This window comes from Streptomyces sp. NPDC048825 (assembly GCF_043198355.1).
Classification (GTDB): Bacteria; Actinomycetota; Actinomycetes; order Streptomycetales; family Streptomycetaceae; genus Streptomyces; species Streptomyces xiangluensis.
Map to the genome: position 1 here is coordinate 180,146 of NZ_JBICUR010000003.1, position 16,828 is coordinate 196,973.

Here is a 16,828-nt window from a genome sequence, read left to right on the forward strand (position 1 = left end):
ATCATGCGGGGCGCCCTACGGCTGAGTGCCCCGTCCGGGACGCGGCTGTATGTGTTCGCGGTGATCGAGCACGCTGGTCGGCGGATCCCGATCCCGGGTGCCGCGGGACCCGACCGCATCCCGGCGAAGGATGCGGGAAGCCGGTTACGCAAGACCTCCTTCGCCCCGCAGATATACGCCCGCGCGCGCCGCAGCTGCGGCGGCCTCGGCGGCCCGGTCCGCGGCGGCTTCGTCGAGACTCTCGCCGCTGGTCAGCAGACGGTAGTAGAGGGGGGCGGAGACGGCACGGATCACCTCGTGGACATCGGTGCCCTCAGGCACCTCGGCCCGGTCGATGGCCTGCTGGACGCACGGTGCCCACTCCTTGACGCGGATGTCGTAGAAGCGGTGCAGGGCCTCGGCCGTCTTCGCCTCGCAGGTGGCGGCCGCTATCACTGCCTTGAACAGCGCTCCCTGCCGCGGGTCGGCCAAGGTGCGCTGCACGAGCCGGGCGTTGGCCTTGAGATCACCGAGCAGCGAGCCGGTTTCGGTCCGTGGCAGTGACTGCTCGGCCATGTCCAGCAGCAAGTCGGCCACCAGGCTGGTCACGGTTCCCCAGCGGCGGTAGACGGTGGTCTTGCCCACCTCGGCACGGCGCGCGATGTCGGCGAGGTCCAGGTGGGCAAAGCCCTGTTCCGCCAAGGCGTCCCCAGCCGCTTGCAGCACCGCCGCCCGCACCCGCGCCGTGCGCCCTCCGGGACGGACGGTTCCCGGATCCGCACTCTCAAAGCCCATAACGGGACTCCAGTTTCGTTAATCGCCTACGCCTGCTACGTTGAGCACACGTTAACGGAACTACAGGACCGTTAGCCAGGATGGTCGGCGAGAGAGGAACAGTCATGGAATACAGGCGGCTGGGTGCGTCCGGCCTCAAGGTCCCCGCGCTGAGCTTCGGCGCCGGCACCTTCGGCGGCCAAGGACCGCTGTTCGGCGCCTGGGGCAACACCGATGCGCAAGAAGCGCGCCGCCTTGTGGACATCTGTCTCGATGCCGGGATCACGATGTTCGACACCGCCGACGTCTACTCCGGCGGCGCCTCGGAGGAGGTCCTGGGCGAAGCGATCAAAGGCCGCAGGGACCAGGTGATCGTGTCCACCAAGACCAGCCTGCCGATGGGCGACGGCCCAGGCGATGCGGGCTCCTCCCGTTCGCGCCTGATCACCGCATGCGAGGACGCCCTGCGCCGGCTCGGCACCGACTACATCGACCTGTTCCAGCTGCACGCCTTTGACGCCGGAACGCCGATCGAGGAAGTCCTGTCCACACTCGACACTCTCGTACGAGCAGGAAAGATCCGTTACCTCGGCATCTCCAACTTCTCCGGGTGGCAGGCGATGAAGTCCCTCGCGATCGCGGAGGAGTACGGCCACCCGCGCTATGTCGCACATCAGGTCTACTACTCCCTCATCGGCCGCGACTACGAATGGGAGCTGATGCCCCTCGGGTTGGATCAGGGCCTCGGAGCCCTCGTCTGGAGCCCTCTCGGCTGGGGACGGCTCACCGGCAAAGTCCGCCGCGACCAGCCGCTACCGGTCAACAGTCGACTGCACCGCACCGCGGACTATGGCCCGCCGGTCGAGGATGAACACCTCTACCGCGTGGTCGACGCCCTCGACGAGATCGCGCAGGAGACCGGCAAAACCATTCCGCAAATCGCCATCAACTGGCTGCTGCAGCGTCCGACCGTCTCCTCCGTCATCATCGGCGCCCGCAACGAGAAGCAACTTCGCCAGAACCTCGGCGCCGTCGGCTGGACGCTCACGCCCGACCAGTTGGCGAAACTCGATGCGGCGAGCAGCAAGACTGCGCCCTACCCGTACTTCCCCTACCAGCGCCAGGAAGGCTTCGCCCGTCTCAGCCCAGCAGTTGTCGGGCCTCCGCCTGCTGTATGACAGCGGCATCAAGTAGCTGGAGTGCAGCTCTTCAGCAGCTGGCAGAGGCTGCAGAGGTGAGCGTGAGCATGCTGTCCTCCGTCGAGCGCGGCCAGAAGGCGCCCACGGTCGTCGTCCTTGCCCGCACTGCCGACGGACTCGGCGTCCCCCTCACCGAACTGGTCGCACAGTCCGACGACAGTCGCATCATCGTGCGCCCGCCTCATGGCGATGCCGGGCGGGGGCAGCCCGGCGTCGACGGAGTTCAGCCGATGGCAAGGTCGGGGCGGACGAGCGTTCCCGATCTGCCGTGGACGATCTCGTACGCCGCGTCGAGGGCACCGATCGCGGCCAGGCCGCCGGTACGTTCGACGAACCGGGCCGCGGCCTCCGTCTTGGGTCCCATCGAGCAGTCGGGGAAGCCGGCGCGGCGCAGGTCGTCCGGGGTGGCGTCCAGGACGGGGTGCTGGTCGGAGGTGCCGTAGCCGGTGTAGACGTTCGGCACGTCGGTGAGGATGAGCAGGAAGTCGGCCTTGAGGTCCTCGGCGAGCAGGGCCGCGGTGAGGTCCTTGTCGATGACCGCGTCCACTCCGTGCAGGGCGCCGGTGTCGCTGTCGGCGGTGACGGGGACGCCTCCGCCGCCGGCGCAGATGACCAGCACGCCGCAGGTGAGCAGGTCGTGGATGGTCTCGGTCTCGACGATCCCCACGGGCGCGGGTGACGCGACGACCTGACGCCACCCGGTGGCGTCCTTGGCGATGTGCCAGCCGCCCCTTCGTGCGAGGGAGCGGGCGACGTCCCGGGGGTACACGGGGCCGACGCGCTTCGTAGGCCGTGCGAAGGCCGGATCGTCGGCCCGTACCAGGGTGTGGGTGACGAGTGCGGCGATCTTGTGGCCGGGCAGCGCGTCGTACAGGGCTCGGACAAGCAGTGAGCCGATCAGGCCCTCGGTCTGGGCGCCCAGGAGGTCCAGCGGACAGGGGGTGGTCAGGACCGGGTCGGCCGCGCTCTCCATGGCGAGGAGACCGATCTGCGGCTCGTTGCCATGGGTGATGACGACCTCGTGTTCGAGGGCGAGGCCGGCGACGGCGGTGGCCACCCGGTCGATGTTCGCCTGCTGCACGGCCGCGTCGGGGCGATCACCCCGGCGCAGCAGGGCGTTGCCGCCGAGGGCGATGACGATGCGCACGGTTCGGTCCTCCAGGGTGGCGAGAGCGGTACGGCCTTGAACGGAAGCGTCCGGGGAGCCGGTTCAGGTGTGCGGTACGACGGCGACGGGGCAGCTGACGTGGTGCAACGCCGCGTGCGTCACGGGCCCGATGTGCGTGCCGAGGTGGCTGTCCCGTGTACGGCGCCCCACCACGACGAGGGAAGCTCCGGACGACGCGCGCACCAGTGCCGTGGCCGCCCTGCCTTCGGAGACGGTCTCGGTCACGGAGATCCCGGGGAACTTCTCGCACCACGGCCGCAGCGTCGCGATGACGGCGCGTTCCTGTGCCGCGAGGAACTCCGGCCCGGCCCCTGTGACCGCGTGCAGGTCGGCGCCGTCGGCCGACGGAACGCTGAAGGCGTGGATCACGTGCAGTACGGAGCCGTAGCGGCGGGCGGCCTCGAAGGCGAACTCGATCAGCTCGTCGCAGGGGCGCCGGGTGTCCAGCCCGAGAACGACATCGCGGTACGGGATCTCGGGGATCTCCTCCGGCGAGACACCGTCAGGTGCCGGAAGGTGTTCGTCGGCGGAGGTCTCGCCCGCGCGGACGAGCACGACGGGGCGCGGCGACCTGGCGACGACCCGCTGGGACACCGAGCCGACCAGGAACCCCACGGCACCGCTGAGCCCGCGGGAGCCGAGCACCATCAGCTCCGCCTCCTCGGCCGCCGCGAGCAGGGCGTCGACCGCGGAGTCGGCCACCAGCTGGTCGACGATCTGCAGTCCCGGGTGAGCGGCACGGACGCTGCCGACCGCTCGGTCCAGGGTCTGCTGGGCCCACTCGTGCTCGCTCGTGCCTGCCGGTACGGAGGAGGCCGGGCGGGGGTGCCACTTCCACGCGTGCACCAGCCTCAACGAGGCTCCGCGACGCAGGGCTTCCCGGGCCGCCCAGTGCGCGGCCGCAAGACTCTCGGTGGAACCGTCAACTCCCGCGGTGACGTGCCGAAGCATGCTGTCTACCTCCTCCGTCCGAGCCTGTATTGCTCTTCTGGTACGAGCGTTGTGCAGAAACCGCCTTGTGCGCAGGGGCCGTACAGGCCCTTCCTGGACCCATTCGGCCCCAACCCCAGCCCCACAACGCTGCGCTCCGTACCTCCGTACCTCCGTACCTGTACCTCGGTACCTCCGTACTTGCGTGGCTCAGTGACGGACCAGAGTCCTCTGCGGTCGAGCCGACCCCCCGGTCGTCCCCGTGGCCGTCGGCCGGCGACGGCTGCGGCGCCGTTGCGCCCGTAGCGCCAGCGCGTCGAGCGCGGCGCTGAGCACATAGGTGACCGCCATGGAGATCACCAGGAGGATCGCGAACAGCCTCCAGAACTCCGGTGTCAGTGACGTACCCACGATGCACACCCCCTTCCAGCCGCTCCTCCTCAGGAGCAGTGAGTTCAGTCGTGCGCGACGACGGCGACGGGAACCGTGGCGTGGTGCAGCACGGCGTGCGTGACGGGGCCGATGTGCGCACCGAGCGGGCCGCGGCGGATCCGGCGGCCGACGACGACGAGGGACGCCCCGCGGGAGGCGTCGACCAGCTGGGCGGCGGGACTGCCGGAACGGGATTCCTCAACGACCTGCACGGCCGGGTACTTCTCCTTCCAGCGGTGCAGCACCTCGGCCAGCGTGGCAGCGTCCTGCTTGGCCAGCACGGCGTTGAGCTCGGGGTCGGCGGGCAGGCCGTAGGCGAAGTACGGCGGCAGGTCCCAGGCGTGGACGACCCGCAGGACCGTGACACGGCGGGCAGCCGCCTCGAAGGCGAAGGTGAGCAGCGCGTCATCGGGGTGGTCGGTGTCGAGCCCGAGGACGACGGGCCCGGACAGGTCCTTGGCGAACGGGACTGCGGACGGACCCATCACATGCCCGTCCGCGGCCTGCTCCCCGGCCCGCACGAGGACCACCGGCTGCTCGGCCTGCGCCACGACGGCCTGGCCGACGGAGCCGACGAGGAAGCCTCCGATGCCGCTCAGCCCCCGGGAGCCGAGAGCCAACAGCTCGGCGTCCTTCGCCGCCCGAGTCAGCACCTCGGCGGGCTGACCGGGTACCTGCTCCACGCTTACGTCCAGTCCGGGGTGACGCAGACGGAGCTCTTCGACCACTTCGCGCGGGATCTTTCCCCAGCCTTCGGACTGCGTCTCGGCACCGAGGAGCGGCGCCAGGGCCATGGGCGCGGGGACCGCCTCCCAGACATGGACCAGCTTGAGCGGAAGGAAACGCCGCTTCGCCTCACGGGCCGCCCACTCGGCGGCGGCACGGCTCTCGGCCGAGCCGTCGAGACCTACGACAACAGTGCGGACCATGGCTTCTGCCTCCTCAATGGGGATGTAATTCCAGCGTCGTGGTGCGCGGGCCGGCGGTGCAGGGGCCGCAGGTCCCCGAACGGGGCCGGTGGGCCCTGTTGGCCGGCCGGCACGGGGCCGTGCAACGGCCCTCTTCCCGGGGCCCGTTGGACAGGCGGCAGCCACAGGACGTCCCGGACGGGGCGTGGCGCCGCGCGCTTCCCCGGTGGTGCCGTTCGGCCCCACGGCCGGGGCCGGTCGCCTCGCACCAGAAGTCTGCCCCGGACGGCCTCGTCAGCTGTCCCGGTGCGGGAAGGTGTCCGCTCACCGCCTCGTGCCGGTCTCGCACCGGGGGACGAGGGTGTTGTCACTGGTACGGCCGGCGAAGTGGTCCGCGACGTTGCCCACGGTGGTGGCGGCGATCTGGCCGACGGCGTCCCGGGTGAAGTACGCCTGGTGTGAGGTGACCAGGACGTTGTTGAAGGTCATCAGGCGGGCGAGGCGTTCGTCGGTCATCACCTCAAGGGACTTGTCGAGGAAGAACACGCCGGCCTCCTCCTCGTACACGTCCAGGCCGACACCGCTCAGCCGTCCCGCGCGCAGCGTCTCCAGCAGTGCGTCGGTGTCCACGAGGCCCCCGCGGCTGGAGTTGACCAGGATCGCGTCGTCCTTCATCAGGGCCAGGGATCGGGCGTCGACGAGGTGGTGGGTGTCCGGCAGCAGCGGTACGTGCAGGCTGACCAGGTCCGCCTCGGCGAACAGCCGCTCCCTCTCGACGTACTGCATGCCCAGGGCCAGGCAGCCGGGGTTCTCGGCGACGTCCCAGCCCAGCAGCCGCATCCCGAAGCCGTGCGCGATCCGCGCGAACGCGGCCCCAATTTTCCCGGTGCCCACCACCCCCGCGGTCCGCCCGTGCAGGTCGCGGCCGATCAGCCCGTCGAGCCGGAAGTCGAACTCCCGGGTGCGGTGCGCGGCCCGCACGACCCGCCGGTCGACGGCGAGCGCAAGCGCCCAGGCGAACTCGGCCACCGAGTACGGCGAGTAGTACGACACCCGCGCCACCGTCAGCCCCAACTCCTCGGCGGCCGTCAGGTCGATGTTGTTGTAGCCGGTGGACCGCTGGGCGATCATCCTCGTGCCGCCCTTGGCCAGCGCGCGCAGCACCTCGGCGTCCAGGGTGTCGTTGACGCTGCTGAGCACCACCTCGTGCCCAGCCGCGATGGGGGCGGTGTCCCGGTTCAAGAACAGCCCCAGACAGCGCAGTTCATGCGCGGCGCCGAACTCCCGGTCGAACGCATCCCGCAGCAGCGGCTGTTCGTCCGCGAGGACGCCGTACGCGACGATCTCCACGTGGTTCTCCTCCCAATGGGGACGGCTGATCACCTCTCCACCGTATGGCCGCAGCGATACGGCCAAAGGGCCCGACGGACCTCGAGGGCAAAGCCCGGGCGGGGTCGCAGTGGTACCTGGTCGGCCCGCCGTGCCGTCCACGTCCGTCTATGGGGCCGGGGCGCCGCGATCAGGGCCGGGCGGGCCGTAAGGCGGTGACCATCGGCCCAGTGACGGCGGTCGCGGCGTCAGGAACCGTGGGTGACGTGGTTCCGATCGACGGCCGAGGACGAGGAGCTGTGTGATGGCGAAGGCGTATCTGGTGGGCAGCGGCATCGCGGCGCTGTCCGCGGCCACGTTCCTGATCCGCGACGGCGGTTTCCAGGGACATCCACCTCTTCGAAGGGCAGCGGAACATCGGCGGCAGCCTGGACGCGGGCGGCACGGCGAACACCGGCTACACCATGCGTGGCGGGCGGATGTTCGAGGCCGAGTACCGCTGCACATACGACCTGCTGTCCGGCATCCCCACCCTGGACGACCCGTCGGTGTCGGTGACGCAGGAGATCCTGGCCGGGCACGAGGAGTTCGCCTGGGACGACATCGCCCGCCTCGTCGACGGCGACGGGAAGATCGTCGACACCCGCTCGATGGGGTTCACCGAACACGACCGCCTGGACCTGGTGCGCTGCCTGGCCGCCCCCGAGGGACACCTGGACGGCAAGCGGATCACAGACTGCTTCGGCGAGCACTTCTTCACCACGAACTTCTGGTTCCTGTGGTGCACCACATTCGCCTTCCAGCCCTGGCACAGCGCCATCGATTTCCGCCGCTACCTCAGGCGCTTCATCCACCTCCTCCCCGAGTTCGCCTCCCTGTCCGGCATCCACCGCACCCGCTACAACCAGTACGACTCCATCGTGCGCCCCCTGACCGCCTGGCTGCGCGAACGGGGCGTCACCGTCCACACCGGCTGCCATGTCACCGACCTCGGGCTCGCGCCGGGACGCCGTAGCACCACGGTCACCACCATCTACCTCGCCCGGGGCGGCCGCGACGAGAAGATCGCCGTGTCCCCCGAGGACCTGGTCCTGGTCACCAACGGCTCCATGACGGACGCCTCCAGCCTCGGCTCGCACACCGCCGCGCCCCCGCCGGCTCCCCACCGCTCGGACGCCTGGCTGCTCTGGCACCGCCTGGCCAGGGGACGCGACGACTTCGGTGACCCGGACGCCTTCGACAAGCACGTCAAGGAGTCCCGCTTCGAGTCGTTCACCGTCACCGCCAGGGATCCTGCCTTCCTCGACGCCCTGGAGAAGTTCAGCGGCCGCGAGACCGGCCGGGGCGGCCTGATGACCTTCACCGACTCCAACTGGCTGCTCACCATCGTCGCCAACCGCCAGCCCGTCTACCGCGATCAGCCGGAGGGCGTCTCCGTCTGGTGGGGCTTCGGCCTGCATCCCGGCCGAGCCGGCAACCACACCCCCAAGCCGATGACGATGTGCTCCGGCCGGGAGATCCTCGAAGAGGTCCTGCACCACCTGCCGCTCGGAGAGCCGACGGCAGCCCGGGTCCTGCAGACCTCCACCGTCGTGCCCTGCCTGATGCCGTACGTCACCAGCCAGTTCCTGTCCCGCCGCCGCGACGACCGGCCCAAGGTCGTACCCGAGGGATCGGTCAACCTAGCCTTCATCGGACAGTTCGCCGAGGTGCCGGACGACGTCGTCTTCACCGTCGAGTACTCCGTACGCACCGCCTGGACAGCAGTGGCCCAACTCCTCGGCCTCGACAAGCACCCGCCTGCGGTCTACAAGGGCCACCACGACCCCCACGTCCTGGCCGCCGCCCTGGAGACCATGCATCGCAGGTAACCGCCCGGGCGGTCGACCGACGGGTTCAGGCTGCTGCTGCGAACGGGCCGCCGAAAGCGGAACGGGTCCAGGCCCGTACGCATATCGGCTCCGCAGCCGTCACCGCGAGGGCCACGCCCGCGCCCGATGCCGCCCCGACTCCACCCGCCCGGCGTACTCATTGCTCCGATGCGGGCGAAGAGGGGGCGCGGCCTCAGCGCGTCATTTTCCGGTCGAACCAGATCGTGGCGAACGTCGGCACCAACCCGGCCCAGAAGATCACCTGCGGTACGGAACGGTCCGTCCACGGGATCTCCGCGATCAGCAGGGCGCACAGCATCGCCCAGGCCCCTTGGGCCAGCGTGACCCGGGCCCAGAGGCCGCGGCGTATCAGTGAGAGGACGTTTAGCCGGACGCCGGCGCGTCGGCGGCGGTAGCGCAGGAGGGCGCCGAAGATCCAGATCGCGGTCATGGGGACGAGGAACCACAGGCGTTGGCCCAGTGAGAGCGGCAGATCCCGCTGTACCTCGCCCTCGACGGCGAACAGGTCCAGCATCGTTCCGGCGAGGGCGAGGCAGAGCAGGGCGAGCCATCGGGTGCCGCGCAGCAGGCGGTAGGTGGCGCGGTCGAGTTCGCGCTGCATGGACGGGGAGTCGGGCGCGGCGGCGAGCGCGCCGGCGTACAGGTCAGCGGCTTCGGAGGCGGTGACGCCCTGGGCGCCGGCTGCTTTCCTGGTCTGCCGTGCCAGGGCCTCGGGGTGGTTGGGGTTGATCTGGAGGATGGCGCGTTCGAGCTGGTCGGCGACGGTTTCGTTGCCCGAGTAGCTGGCTATGCGCCAGGCGATCTCGTGGGCGTAGACCTCCTCGGGGCCCAGGCGCAGCGCCTCCATGATCAAGTCGGCCGCCTCGCGGGAGACGCTGTCGACTTCGCGGGTACTCACCTTCGTGGCGCCGGTCGCCTTGGCGTAGCGGACCAGCGACACGCGCCACACGGCGTCGGCGAGCAGTGCGTAGCCGAACCAGTGGTGCGGATCGACGCGGACCGCTTCGCGCAGCACCGGCTCAGCTTCGAGCCATCCCCTGCCCGGTGTGTCGCACAGCGCCCGAGCGCGCAGGATGAGCGCGCCGTAGTCCTCGGGTGCGAGTTCGAGGGCCTCGTCGGCCGCCTCCAGTGCCTGCTGCGGCTGCTCCGTGTTCAGGTGGCAGTAGCCGATCTTGACCCAGGCGCGTACGTCGCCGGGGTCTTCGGCGAGGCGCCGGCCCAACAGCGCCTGGGCCTGTTCGTAGCGTTCGAGGTCGATGAGCGCCTGGGCCTGTTCGACGGCCGGGTGCAACGTGGTCATAGCTTCCGCTTCTTCTTCAGGTAGGCCACCAGGTCGTCGTACATGCCGCCCTCGTTGGCGAACATGGCCACGTTGCGGGCGGAGGCGAACCACGGCTCGGCCGACGGCACAGTCTCCTTGGCGGCGGCCAGCAGGTCCTTCATGCCGATCATGCGCACGCTGCCGGTGCGGGCCGAATCGAGCAGGGCCCGCTCGGCTGCGGCCTCGCACAGGTGGGCCAGGTCGGCGCCGGACAGTCCGTCCGTGGCCTTGACCAGCTTGCCCAGGTCGACGTTCTCGACGGGACGTTCACGCAGGTGATAGCGGAGGATCGCCTCGCGGGCGGGGGCGTCGGGCGGCAGCACGAGCAGGGTGCGGTCCAGGCGGCCGGGGCGGCGCAGGGCGATGTCCACGTCCCAGGGCACGTTGGTGGCCGCCAGCACGAACACCCCGTCATTGGCGGCCGCGTCGATGCCGTCCAGCTCGGTGAGCAGCTGGTTGACGGTGTTGCGCATGCCGCTGTTCTGTGTGCGGCTGCGCTTGCCGCCCAGTGCGTCCAGCTCGTCGAGGAAGACCACGCAGGGGGCTTGGCGGCGGGCGCCGGCGAAGATCTCGTGCATGTTGCGCTCGGAGTTGCCGATCCACATGTCGAGCACGTCATTGACCGACACCGACAGGAAACTCGCCCCGAGTTCCCCGGCGATCGCGCGGGCGATGAAGGTCTTGCCGCAGCCGGGCGGGCCGTACAGCAGCAGTCCGCCGCGCAGGGACTTGCCGTACAGCTTGCGCAGTTCGGGGTTGCGCATCGGTGCGAGGAAGGCCGCCTCGAGACGGTCCTTGACCTCCTTCATGCCACCGACGTCTGCCAGGCGCACGGTGCCCGGCGCTTCCGTGTCCCATGCGGTCGCGTCACCCGGGTCGCCGCTGCCGTCGACTGTGAGCGGGGCCTCGACGAAGCGGGGCGGGACGAGATCGCCGACCTCTTCCTCGGCGGCCCGCCAGTCGTAGCCGTCGCGGGATTCCGGGGCGGGGGCCGGGGGCTGTTCGGACGGGGGGACCCCTGGCGGTGGTACGGCGGCGGAGGCCGGTGCCGGTGGACCAGCGGGCGCCTCGCCCGGTTCGGCTGCGGCTCCGCCCATGGCCCGGACCATGAGCGCACGCGCCTGAGCATCAGCCGGCGCGTGCTGCAGCGCTACTGCCGCCTCCGTGACCGCCGCATCGAAGTGCCCCGCTTTCAGGAGCAGTTCGGCCAAGTGCAGCCGCAGCGGTACGTCATCGGGCGCGGCCGCAACGGCCGAACGCAGGCTCTGTATCAGAGGGGATTCGGCCGACATGGGTCACACCTTACGTATGCGACGGCTGTGACCGTCAGATGCCCTTGGGACTGGCCCCGGTCGGCTGGTGGAACGGCCGCGCCTCGCCCAGGAGATGGCGGCTACGTGGCGCACGTACCGCCGCCCCAAAGAGCAACCGCCACTGTCAGACCCCCATGGAAGGATGGCCCTCATCGCGTCAGACGGCGCAGCAACGGCCTGGGAACAGCGCAATTACGGGGCAGAAAAAGGGGCGGCATGGCACACGGCGAGGGGGCGAACGGCGGCCCCGTGTTCGCGCCCGTGGGGCGGAAGGCGCGCCAGGTGCTGGCGCGAGGGGAGCGGCTGCATCAGGACGCCCGGGCCGTGCTCGACGATCATCGGCGGGCAGTCGATGAGATCCGTGCCGCGCTTGCGCCGATCCAAGCCGAGCTTGTCGTCGAGGAGTTGGCGGGCATTCCCGTTTCGCGGCTGAAGGACGCCACCGAGGGGCGGTTGCGGCTCGCTGCCCTGGAGGCGGCCGGGGTCGGGTCCGTGCGGGAGGTGTATGAGGCGAGCCGGTATGAGTTGCGGCAGATTCCGGGCGTCGGGGCGCAGACCGCCGATCAGGCGCTCGCCGCGGCTCGGCAGATCGCCCGGGCGGTCGAGGAGACGGTGTCCGTACGGATCGATGTCGATCACCCGGAGCCCCGGACCACCGCTCTCGTGATCGCGCTGCGGCGGCTCGTCGAGGCGGGGCCCGAGCTGCGCCGCGCCGTGGACGCCGCCGAGCGGCTGGACCGGAGGCTGAAGGTGCTGCTTCCTGCGGCCCGGCCCGCCGGTGGGCGGCTGCGGATGGCGCTGTCCACGAAGGCCCGGCGGGAGAGCGCGCTCGTCGCGGTCGCGGAACTTCATGAGCTGACGGCCGATTCCGGGGACGTACGACTGCTGCTGGCGCAGGCCTCCACCGATCTGCTGCGCGAGTCCGCCTCCGAGGCCGAGGCGTGGGTCGACTTCGAGCTGCGTTCCACGGAGTACTACAGCCAGCTCGCCGAAGTCGCCGGCAGCGCTCCCGACGTCGCGGCCGCCGAGGGCTTTCTGCCGGCGGAGGTCGCCGAGCGGGTGCATGCGCAGGGGCTCGACGACACCCATCGCCGAGTCTCGCTGCGCGGTTACCAGTCCTTCGGTGCGAGGTTCGCGCTCGCACAGCGGCGGGTGGTGCTCGGTGACGAGATGGGGCTCGGCAAGACGGTCCAGGCCATCGCCGTGCTCGCGCACCTGGCGGCGCAGGGACACAGTCACTTCCTGGTGATCTGCCCGGCGAGCGTGCTGATCAACTGGACCCGCGAGATCCGCTCGCGCAGCACCCTGCGGGCGATGCCCGTGCACGGTCCCGAGCGGCAGCACGCGTACGGGGAGTGGCGTGAGCGCGGCGGAGTCGCCGTCACCACCTTCGACGTGCTGCACAGCCTGCCCGCGCCGGACAGAGCGACCGCGCCCCCGGCCGCACTCGTCGTCGACGAGGCCCACTACGTGAAGAATCCCGACGCGCGCCGCTCCCGCGCCGTCGCCACCTGGACCGACCGGTGCGAGCGGGTCCTGTTCCTGACGGGTACGCCGATGGAGAACCGCGTCCAGGAGTTCCGTACGCTCGTCCGCTACCTCCAGCCCCAGCTGGTGCCCCAGATCCAGGGAGGCGACGCGGTCGCGGGCCCGCACACCTTCCGCAAGTCCGTCGCCCCCGCCTATCTGCGCCGCAACCAGCAGGACGTACTCACCGAACTGCCCGCGCTGCTCCAGGTCGACGAGTGGGAGGAGTTCAGCGCTGCCGACCAGGAGGCGTACCGCGACGCGGTCGCCGCCGGGAACTTCATGGCGATGCGCAGAGCCGCGTATGCGAACGCCGAGCGGTCCGCGAAGCTGCAACGCCTGCGCGAGCTGGTGTCCGAGGCCGCTGAGAACGGGCTCAAGGTGGTCGTCTTCTCGTACTTCCGGGATGTGCTCGGTGTGGTCCGGCAAGCCCTGGGCGATGGCGCGTTGGGGCCCTTGTCCGGTGGTGTGCCGGCCGCTCGGCGGCAGCAGCTGGTCGACGAGTTCACGGCCGCCTCCGGTCACGCCGTCCTGCTCTGCCAGATAGAGGCCGGCGGCATCGGCCTCAACCTCCAGGCGGCGTCCGTCGTGATCCTCTGCGAGCCGCAGGTCAAACCCACCCTGGAGCACCAGGCCGTCGCCCGCGCCCACCGTATGGGCCAGGTCCGCCCGGTCCAGGTGCACCGCCTCCTCGCCACGGACAGCGTGGACGACCGCCTGCTGCGCATCCTGGAGAACAAGACCCGCCTCTTCGACGCGTACGCCCGCCGCAGCGATGTCGCCGAGGCGACCCCGGACGCCGTCGACGTCTCGGACGGCACCCTGGCCCGCCGCATAGTCGAGGAGGAGCAGCAGCGGCTGGCCACCGTCACATGAGCCCCCGGCGCTCGGTTTATGACGTTGTGTCATAACTGGCATATGGCGCCTGTGTTACGTCCGTGCAGGGCTCTTGTGCAATTCCTGTGGAAGCCTCAATCTTTCGGCTGACGCACAGGGTCGTCCCCGAACTTGGCATGACCCTGTCTTCTTTTGTGTGCCCGCACCAGCCCGCACCACCTGCGTGTGCTCCACCGGCACCACCCCCCACAAGCGCGCCACCGATTGAGGAGGATCCCTCAGATGGCAGTGATGCGTCATGCCCGCCGAAGACTTGCCGGAATCGGCACCGGAATCAGCGCGACGGCCCTTGTCGCCGGCCTTGTCACCGCTCTCCCCGCCCAGGCCGCCGCGGCCCCCGTGGGCCCCGTCCGGGCCATCCAGTACGCAGACGCACCCGGGACGATCGCGAACAGCTACATCGTGACCCTCGACGCGGACGCCGCGAAGGCCGGTTCCGCGGAGGGCAGGGCACTCGCCGAGGAGTACGGCGCCACGATCGAGCGTACGTACAAGAAGGCGCTGAACGGTTACGCCGTCGAGGCCACCGAGGCCGAGGCGAAGAGGTTCGCCGCCGACCCGGCCGTCGCCTCCGTCGTCCAGAACCGCACCTTCACGATCACCGCGACCCAGCCCAGTCCGCCCTCCTGGGGCCTGGACCGCATCGATCAGGCGGCCCTCCCGCTCAACCAGAGCTACACCTACGACGACACCGCGGGTGAGGGCGTCACCGCGTACATCATCGACACCGGTGTCCGCATCACCCACACCGACTTCGGCGGCCGGGCGGCCAACGGCTACGACGCCGTCGACAACGACAACACCGCCCAGGACGGCCACGGCCACGGCACGCATGTCGCGGGCACGGTCGCGGGCACCGCGTACGGCGTGGCCAAGAAGGCGAAGATCGTCGGCGTGCGCGTGCTCAACAACTCAGGCCAGGGCACGACCGCGCAGGTCGTCGCGGGCATCGACTGGGTGACGAGCAACGCTGTCAAGCCGGCCGTCGCCAATATGAGCCTCGGCGGCCCCACGGACACGGCGATCGACACCGCCGTACGCAACTCCATCGCCTCCGGTGTCACCTACGCCGTGGCGGCCGGCAACGAGTCGACCAATGCCTCGACCCGTTCACCCGCCCGCGTCACCGAGGCGATCACCGTCGGCGCCACCACCAGCACCGACGCCAGGGCCAGTTACTCCAACTTCGGCACCGTCCTGGACCTCTTCGCCCCGGGCTCCTCCATCACGTCCACCTGGGCCACGAGCGACAGCGCGACGAACACCATCTCCGGTACGTCCATGGCGAGCCCCCATGTCGCCGGAGCCGCCGCCCTCTACCTGGCGGACAACCCCACCGCCACCCCGGCCGCCGTCCAGACCGCACTGGTCAACTCCGCCACCACCGGAGTCGTCACCAGCCCCGGCACCGGCTCGCCCAACCGCCTCCTGCGCGTCGGCAGCGGCGGCGGCACCACCCCGCCGCCCACCGGCTCGCGCTTCGAGAACGGCGGCGACTACACGATCAGCGACAACGCCACGGTCGAGTCACCGCTCGCGGTCACCGGCGTCACGGGCAACGCACCCTCGGCCCTGAGCGTCCCGGTCAGCATCGTCCACACGTACATCGGCGACCTCCAGGTCCAGCTGATCGCCCCCGACGGCACCGCCTACACGCTGAAGGCGTACGGCACGGGCGGCTCCGCCGACAACATCAACACCACGTACACCGTGAACGCCTCGTCAGAGGTCGCGAACGGGACGTGGAAGCTCAGGGTCAGCGACAACGCGGCGCAGGACACGGGACGGATCGACTCCTGGGCGCTCCAGTTCTGAGCCTCGTCAGGAGCCGATCCTCAGTAGCCCGTCGTCAGTAACGCAACATCAGTAACCCTCGTCCTCGCGGTACGGCTTCGGGTCCGTGACCCAGCCCGCCGCGAGGACGAGGCGCGAGCGGCGGTGGACGGCGAGGAAGGCGAAGGGGCGGTCGAAACGGGCGTCGATCGTGGTGGTCACGTAGCGGGGTTCCAACGGTGCGCTGCCGGGGGCAGCCGCGATGGCCGTCACCGCCGCCGCACGGAAGCCCAGCGCGCCGAACCTCGCCATGGTGGACTGCCGCGCCGACCCGACGACCAGCGGAAAGCCGCTGATTCCGGGAAAGTGTCCGCGCGCGGTGTCGCGCGCCGTCGTGAGGCCGAACATCCGGTGCAGCTCCAGCAGATCGTGGTGCGCCGTCATGTCGTACGCCACGGTCGTCACGTCCAGCGTCGGCGGCCGGGGCCGCATACGGCGTACCTTCTCGACGCGCAGCCCGGGTCCCGCGTCCCCGTACGGGAGTTGAGGACCGGATACGACCGGATGCGTGCCCTCGAGGATGCCGATGCCGGTCCCCACCACCTGACCCGGCGTCATCGCCTCTTCCCCGAGCAGCAGATGGACGTCGATGCCGGTGCTGCCCAGCACCTTCAGCTCGGTGACGCACCCCTCCGGAGTCTCGGCCACGCCAACCCGGTCCAACAGGACGCTGCTGCGACGCAGCCCCAGGAGCGTACGCCCGCGCCATGGTCCGTGAGCCGCCCGCACGGGCCGCTCCTTGAAGGGGCGCAGCCACTGCGTACGCATGGCCAGTGCACTCGCCAGGACCAGCTCGGTGTCCGGCGTCAGTACGACCGGCATGCGCTCGACCAGCCCACCGGTCCGCTGCGCCGCCCACGTGTCCAGCGCCGCGCGATCGGTCTCCTCGTCCCCCGTGAGCACCCCGTGTGTCTGTGCCGGCAGTCCTTTCGCCCACTCCTCCCGCAACTCCAGCGTCCGCTTGGTCCACAGCCCGAGGGCCGAGTCAAGGCCCCGCATCCCGCCCAGGGCGCCCATCAGCTCCCGCCCAGCACGAGCCGCTTCCTCGGCCGGCAGCCCTACCGCCACGGCCAGCTCCGCGCGCGCCGCGCCACCCGCGCCGTCCGCCAGAAAGGCGAGCAACGGCCACACCCCGGCGGCAGAGAAGACCGTGCCGTCCGTCGCCGCCCCGGCCCACCGCGCCGTCAGCCCGTTGACCGCGCCGACCGTCGTCCCGGCCGGTGTCATTGACGCGTTCGTCATCCGCGTTCCGCCCCCATCCGCCCCACGCTTACCATGCGCCTGTCGTACGTCAGTTCTTGCAGCGCTCGGACGAGGAGCACGGTA

The 16,828-nt window shown here is 70.4% G+C and carries 12 protein-coding genes and 2 pseudogenes; 5 read left to right on the top strand and 9 right to left on the bottom strand.

The features are described 5' to 3' along the window. Positions 1–144: 144 nt before the first annotated feature. On the bottom strand, positions 145–774 hold the full coding sequence (locus ACGFNK_RS09450) for a TetR/AcrR family transcriptional regulator C-terminal ligand-binding domain-containing protein (RefSeq protein WP_386342325.1): 630 nt from the start codon (positions 772–774) through the stop codon (positions 145–147). 104 nt (positions 775–878) lie between these two features. Between ACGFNK_RS09450 and ACGFNK_RS09455 the strand changes: the two genes are divergently transcribed. Both ACGFNK_RS09455 and ACGFNK_RS09460 read left to right on the top strand, forming a co-directional pair. Further along, a complete protein-coding gene (locus tag ACGFNK_RS09455; RefSeq protein WP_393413550.1) occupies positions 879–1,931 on the top strand; it encodes an aldo/keto reductase in 1,053 nt (350 codons plus the stop codon). Then, a pseudogene (locus tag ACGFNK_RS09460) lies at positions 1,928–2,080 on the top strand (helix-turn-helix domain-containing protein); the annotation flags it as partial. The gene ACGFNK_RS09455 and the pseudogene ACGFNK_RS09460, both read left to right, overlap by 4 nt. A 95-nt stretch (positions 2,081–2,175) precedes the next feature. On the opposite strand, the gene ACGFNK_RS09465 reads toward ACGFNK_RS09460, so the two are convergent. The 5 genes from ACGFNK_RS09465 to ACGFNK_RS09485 all read right to left on the bottom strand — a co-directional run bounded on the left by ACGFNK_RS09465 (position 2,176) and on the right by ACGFNK_RS09485 (position 6,740). After that, positions 2,176–3,099: a carbamate kinase gene (locus ACGFNK_RS09465; protein WP_393413552.1), complete on the bottom strand. Its 924-nt coding sequence runs from the start codon at positions 3,097–3,099 to the stop codon at positions 2,176–2,178. 63 nt (positions 3,100–3,162) lie between these two features. Further along, positions 3,163–4,071 (bottom strand): universal stress protein, encoded by a 909-nt coding sequence (locus tag ACGFNK_RS09470; RefSeq protein ID WP_393413554.1) that lies wholly within the window; start codon positions 4,069–4,071, stop codon positions 3,163–3,165. Positions 4,072–4,260: 189 nt separating this feature from the next. Continuing rightward, positions 4,261–4,461, bottom strand: coding sequence for a hypothetical protein (locus ACGFNK_RS09475; RefSeq protein ID WP_393413556.1), 201 nt, complete (start codon positions 4,459–4,461; stop codon positions 4,261–4,263). A gap of 44 nt (positions 4,462–4,505) precedes the next feature. Then, a complete protein-coding gene (locus tag ACGFNK_RS09480; RefSeq protein ID WP_393413558.1) occupies positions 4,506–5,411 on the bottom strand; it encodes a universal stress protein in 906 nt (301 codons plus the stop codon). 303 nt (positions 5,412–5,714) lie between these two features. Further along, on the bottom strand, positions 5,715–6,740 hold the full coding sequence (locus ACGFNK_RS09485; RefSeq protein WP_393414397.1) for a 2-hydroxyacid dehydrogenase: 1,026 nt from the start codon (positions 6,738–6,740) through the stop codon (positions 5,715–5,717). A gap of 283 nt (positions 6,741–7,023) precedes the next feature. Between ACGFNK_RS09485 and ACGFNK_RS09490 the strand changes: the two are divergent. After that, positions 7,024–8,590: pseudogene (locus tag ACGFNK_RS09490) on the top strand (oleate hydratase). A gap of 193 nt (positions 8,591–8,783) precedes the next feature. Here the strand turns inward: ACGFNK_RS09490 and ACGFNK_RS09495 are convergent. Continuing rightward, complete coding sequence (locus ACGFNK_RS09495; RefSeq protein WP_393413560.1) at positions 8,784–9,911, bottom strand: tetratricopeptide repeat protein; 1,128 nt, start codon at positions 9,909–9,911, stop codon at positions 8,784–8,786. Then, entirely contained in the window at positions 9,908–11,224 is a 1,317-nt protein-coding gene (locus ACGFNK_RS09500; protein ID WP_393413562.1) for an ATP-binding protein, read from the bottom strand. The genes ACGFNK_RS09495 and ACGFNK_RS09500 overlap by 4 nt, the downstream gene beginning before the upstream one ends. Positions 11,225–11,461: 237 nt before the next feature. Between ACGFNK_RS09500 and ACGFNK_RS09505 the strand changes: the two genes are divergently transcribed. Together ACGFNK_RS09505 and ACGFNK_RS09510 are read left to right on the top strand one after the other, a co-directional pair. After that, positions 11,462–13,648: a DEAD/DEAH box helicase gene (locus ACGFNK_RS09505; RefSeq protein ID WP_393413564.1), complete on the top strand. Its 2,187-nt coding sequence runs from the start codon at positions 11,462–11,464 to the stop codon at positions 13,646–13,648. A 243-nt stretch (positions 13,649–13,891) separates the two neighbouring features. Next, the gene (locus ACGFNK_RS09510; protein ID WP_393413566.1) at positions 13,892–15,484 is read left to right on the top strand and encodes a S8 family serine peptidase; all 1,593 of its coding nucleotides are present in this window, start codon (positions 13,892–13,894) and stop codon (positions 15,482–15,484) included. A 48-nt stretch (positions 15,485–15,532) separates the two neighbouring features. On the opposite strand, the gene ACGFNK_RS09515 is transcribed toward ACGFNK_RS09510, so the two are convergent. Beyond that, positions 15,533–16,744 (bottom strand): serpin family protein, encoded by a 1,212-nt coding sequence (locus ACGFNK_RS09515; protein ID WP_393413568.1) that lies wholly within the window; start codon positions 16,742–16,744, stop codon positions 15,533–15,535. Positions 16,745–16,828 lie beyond the last annotated feature (84 nt).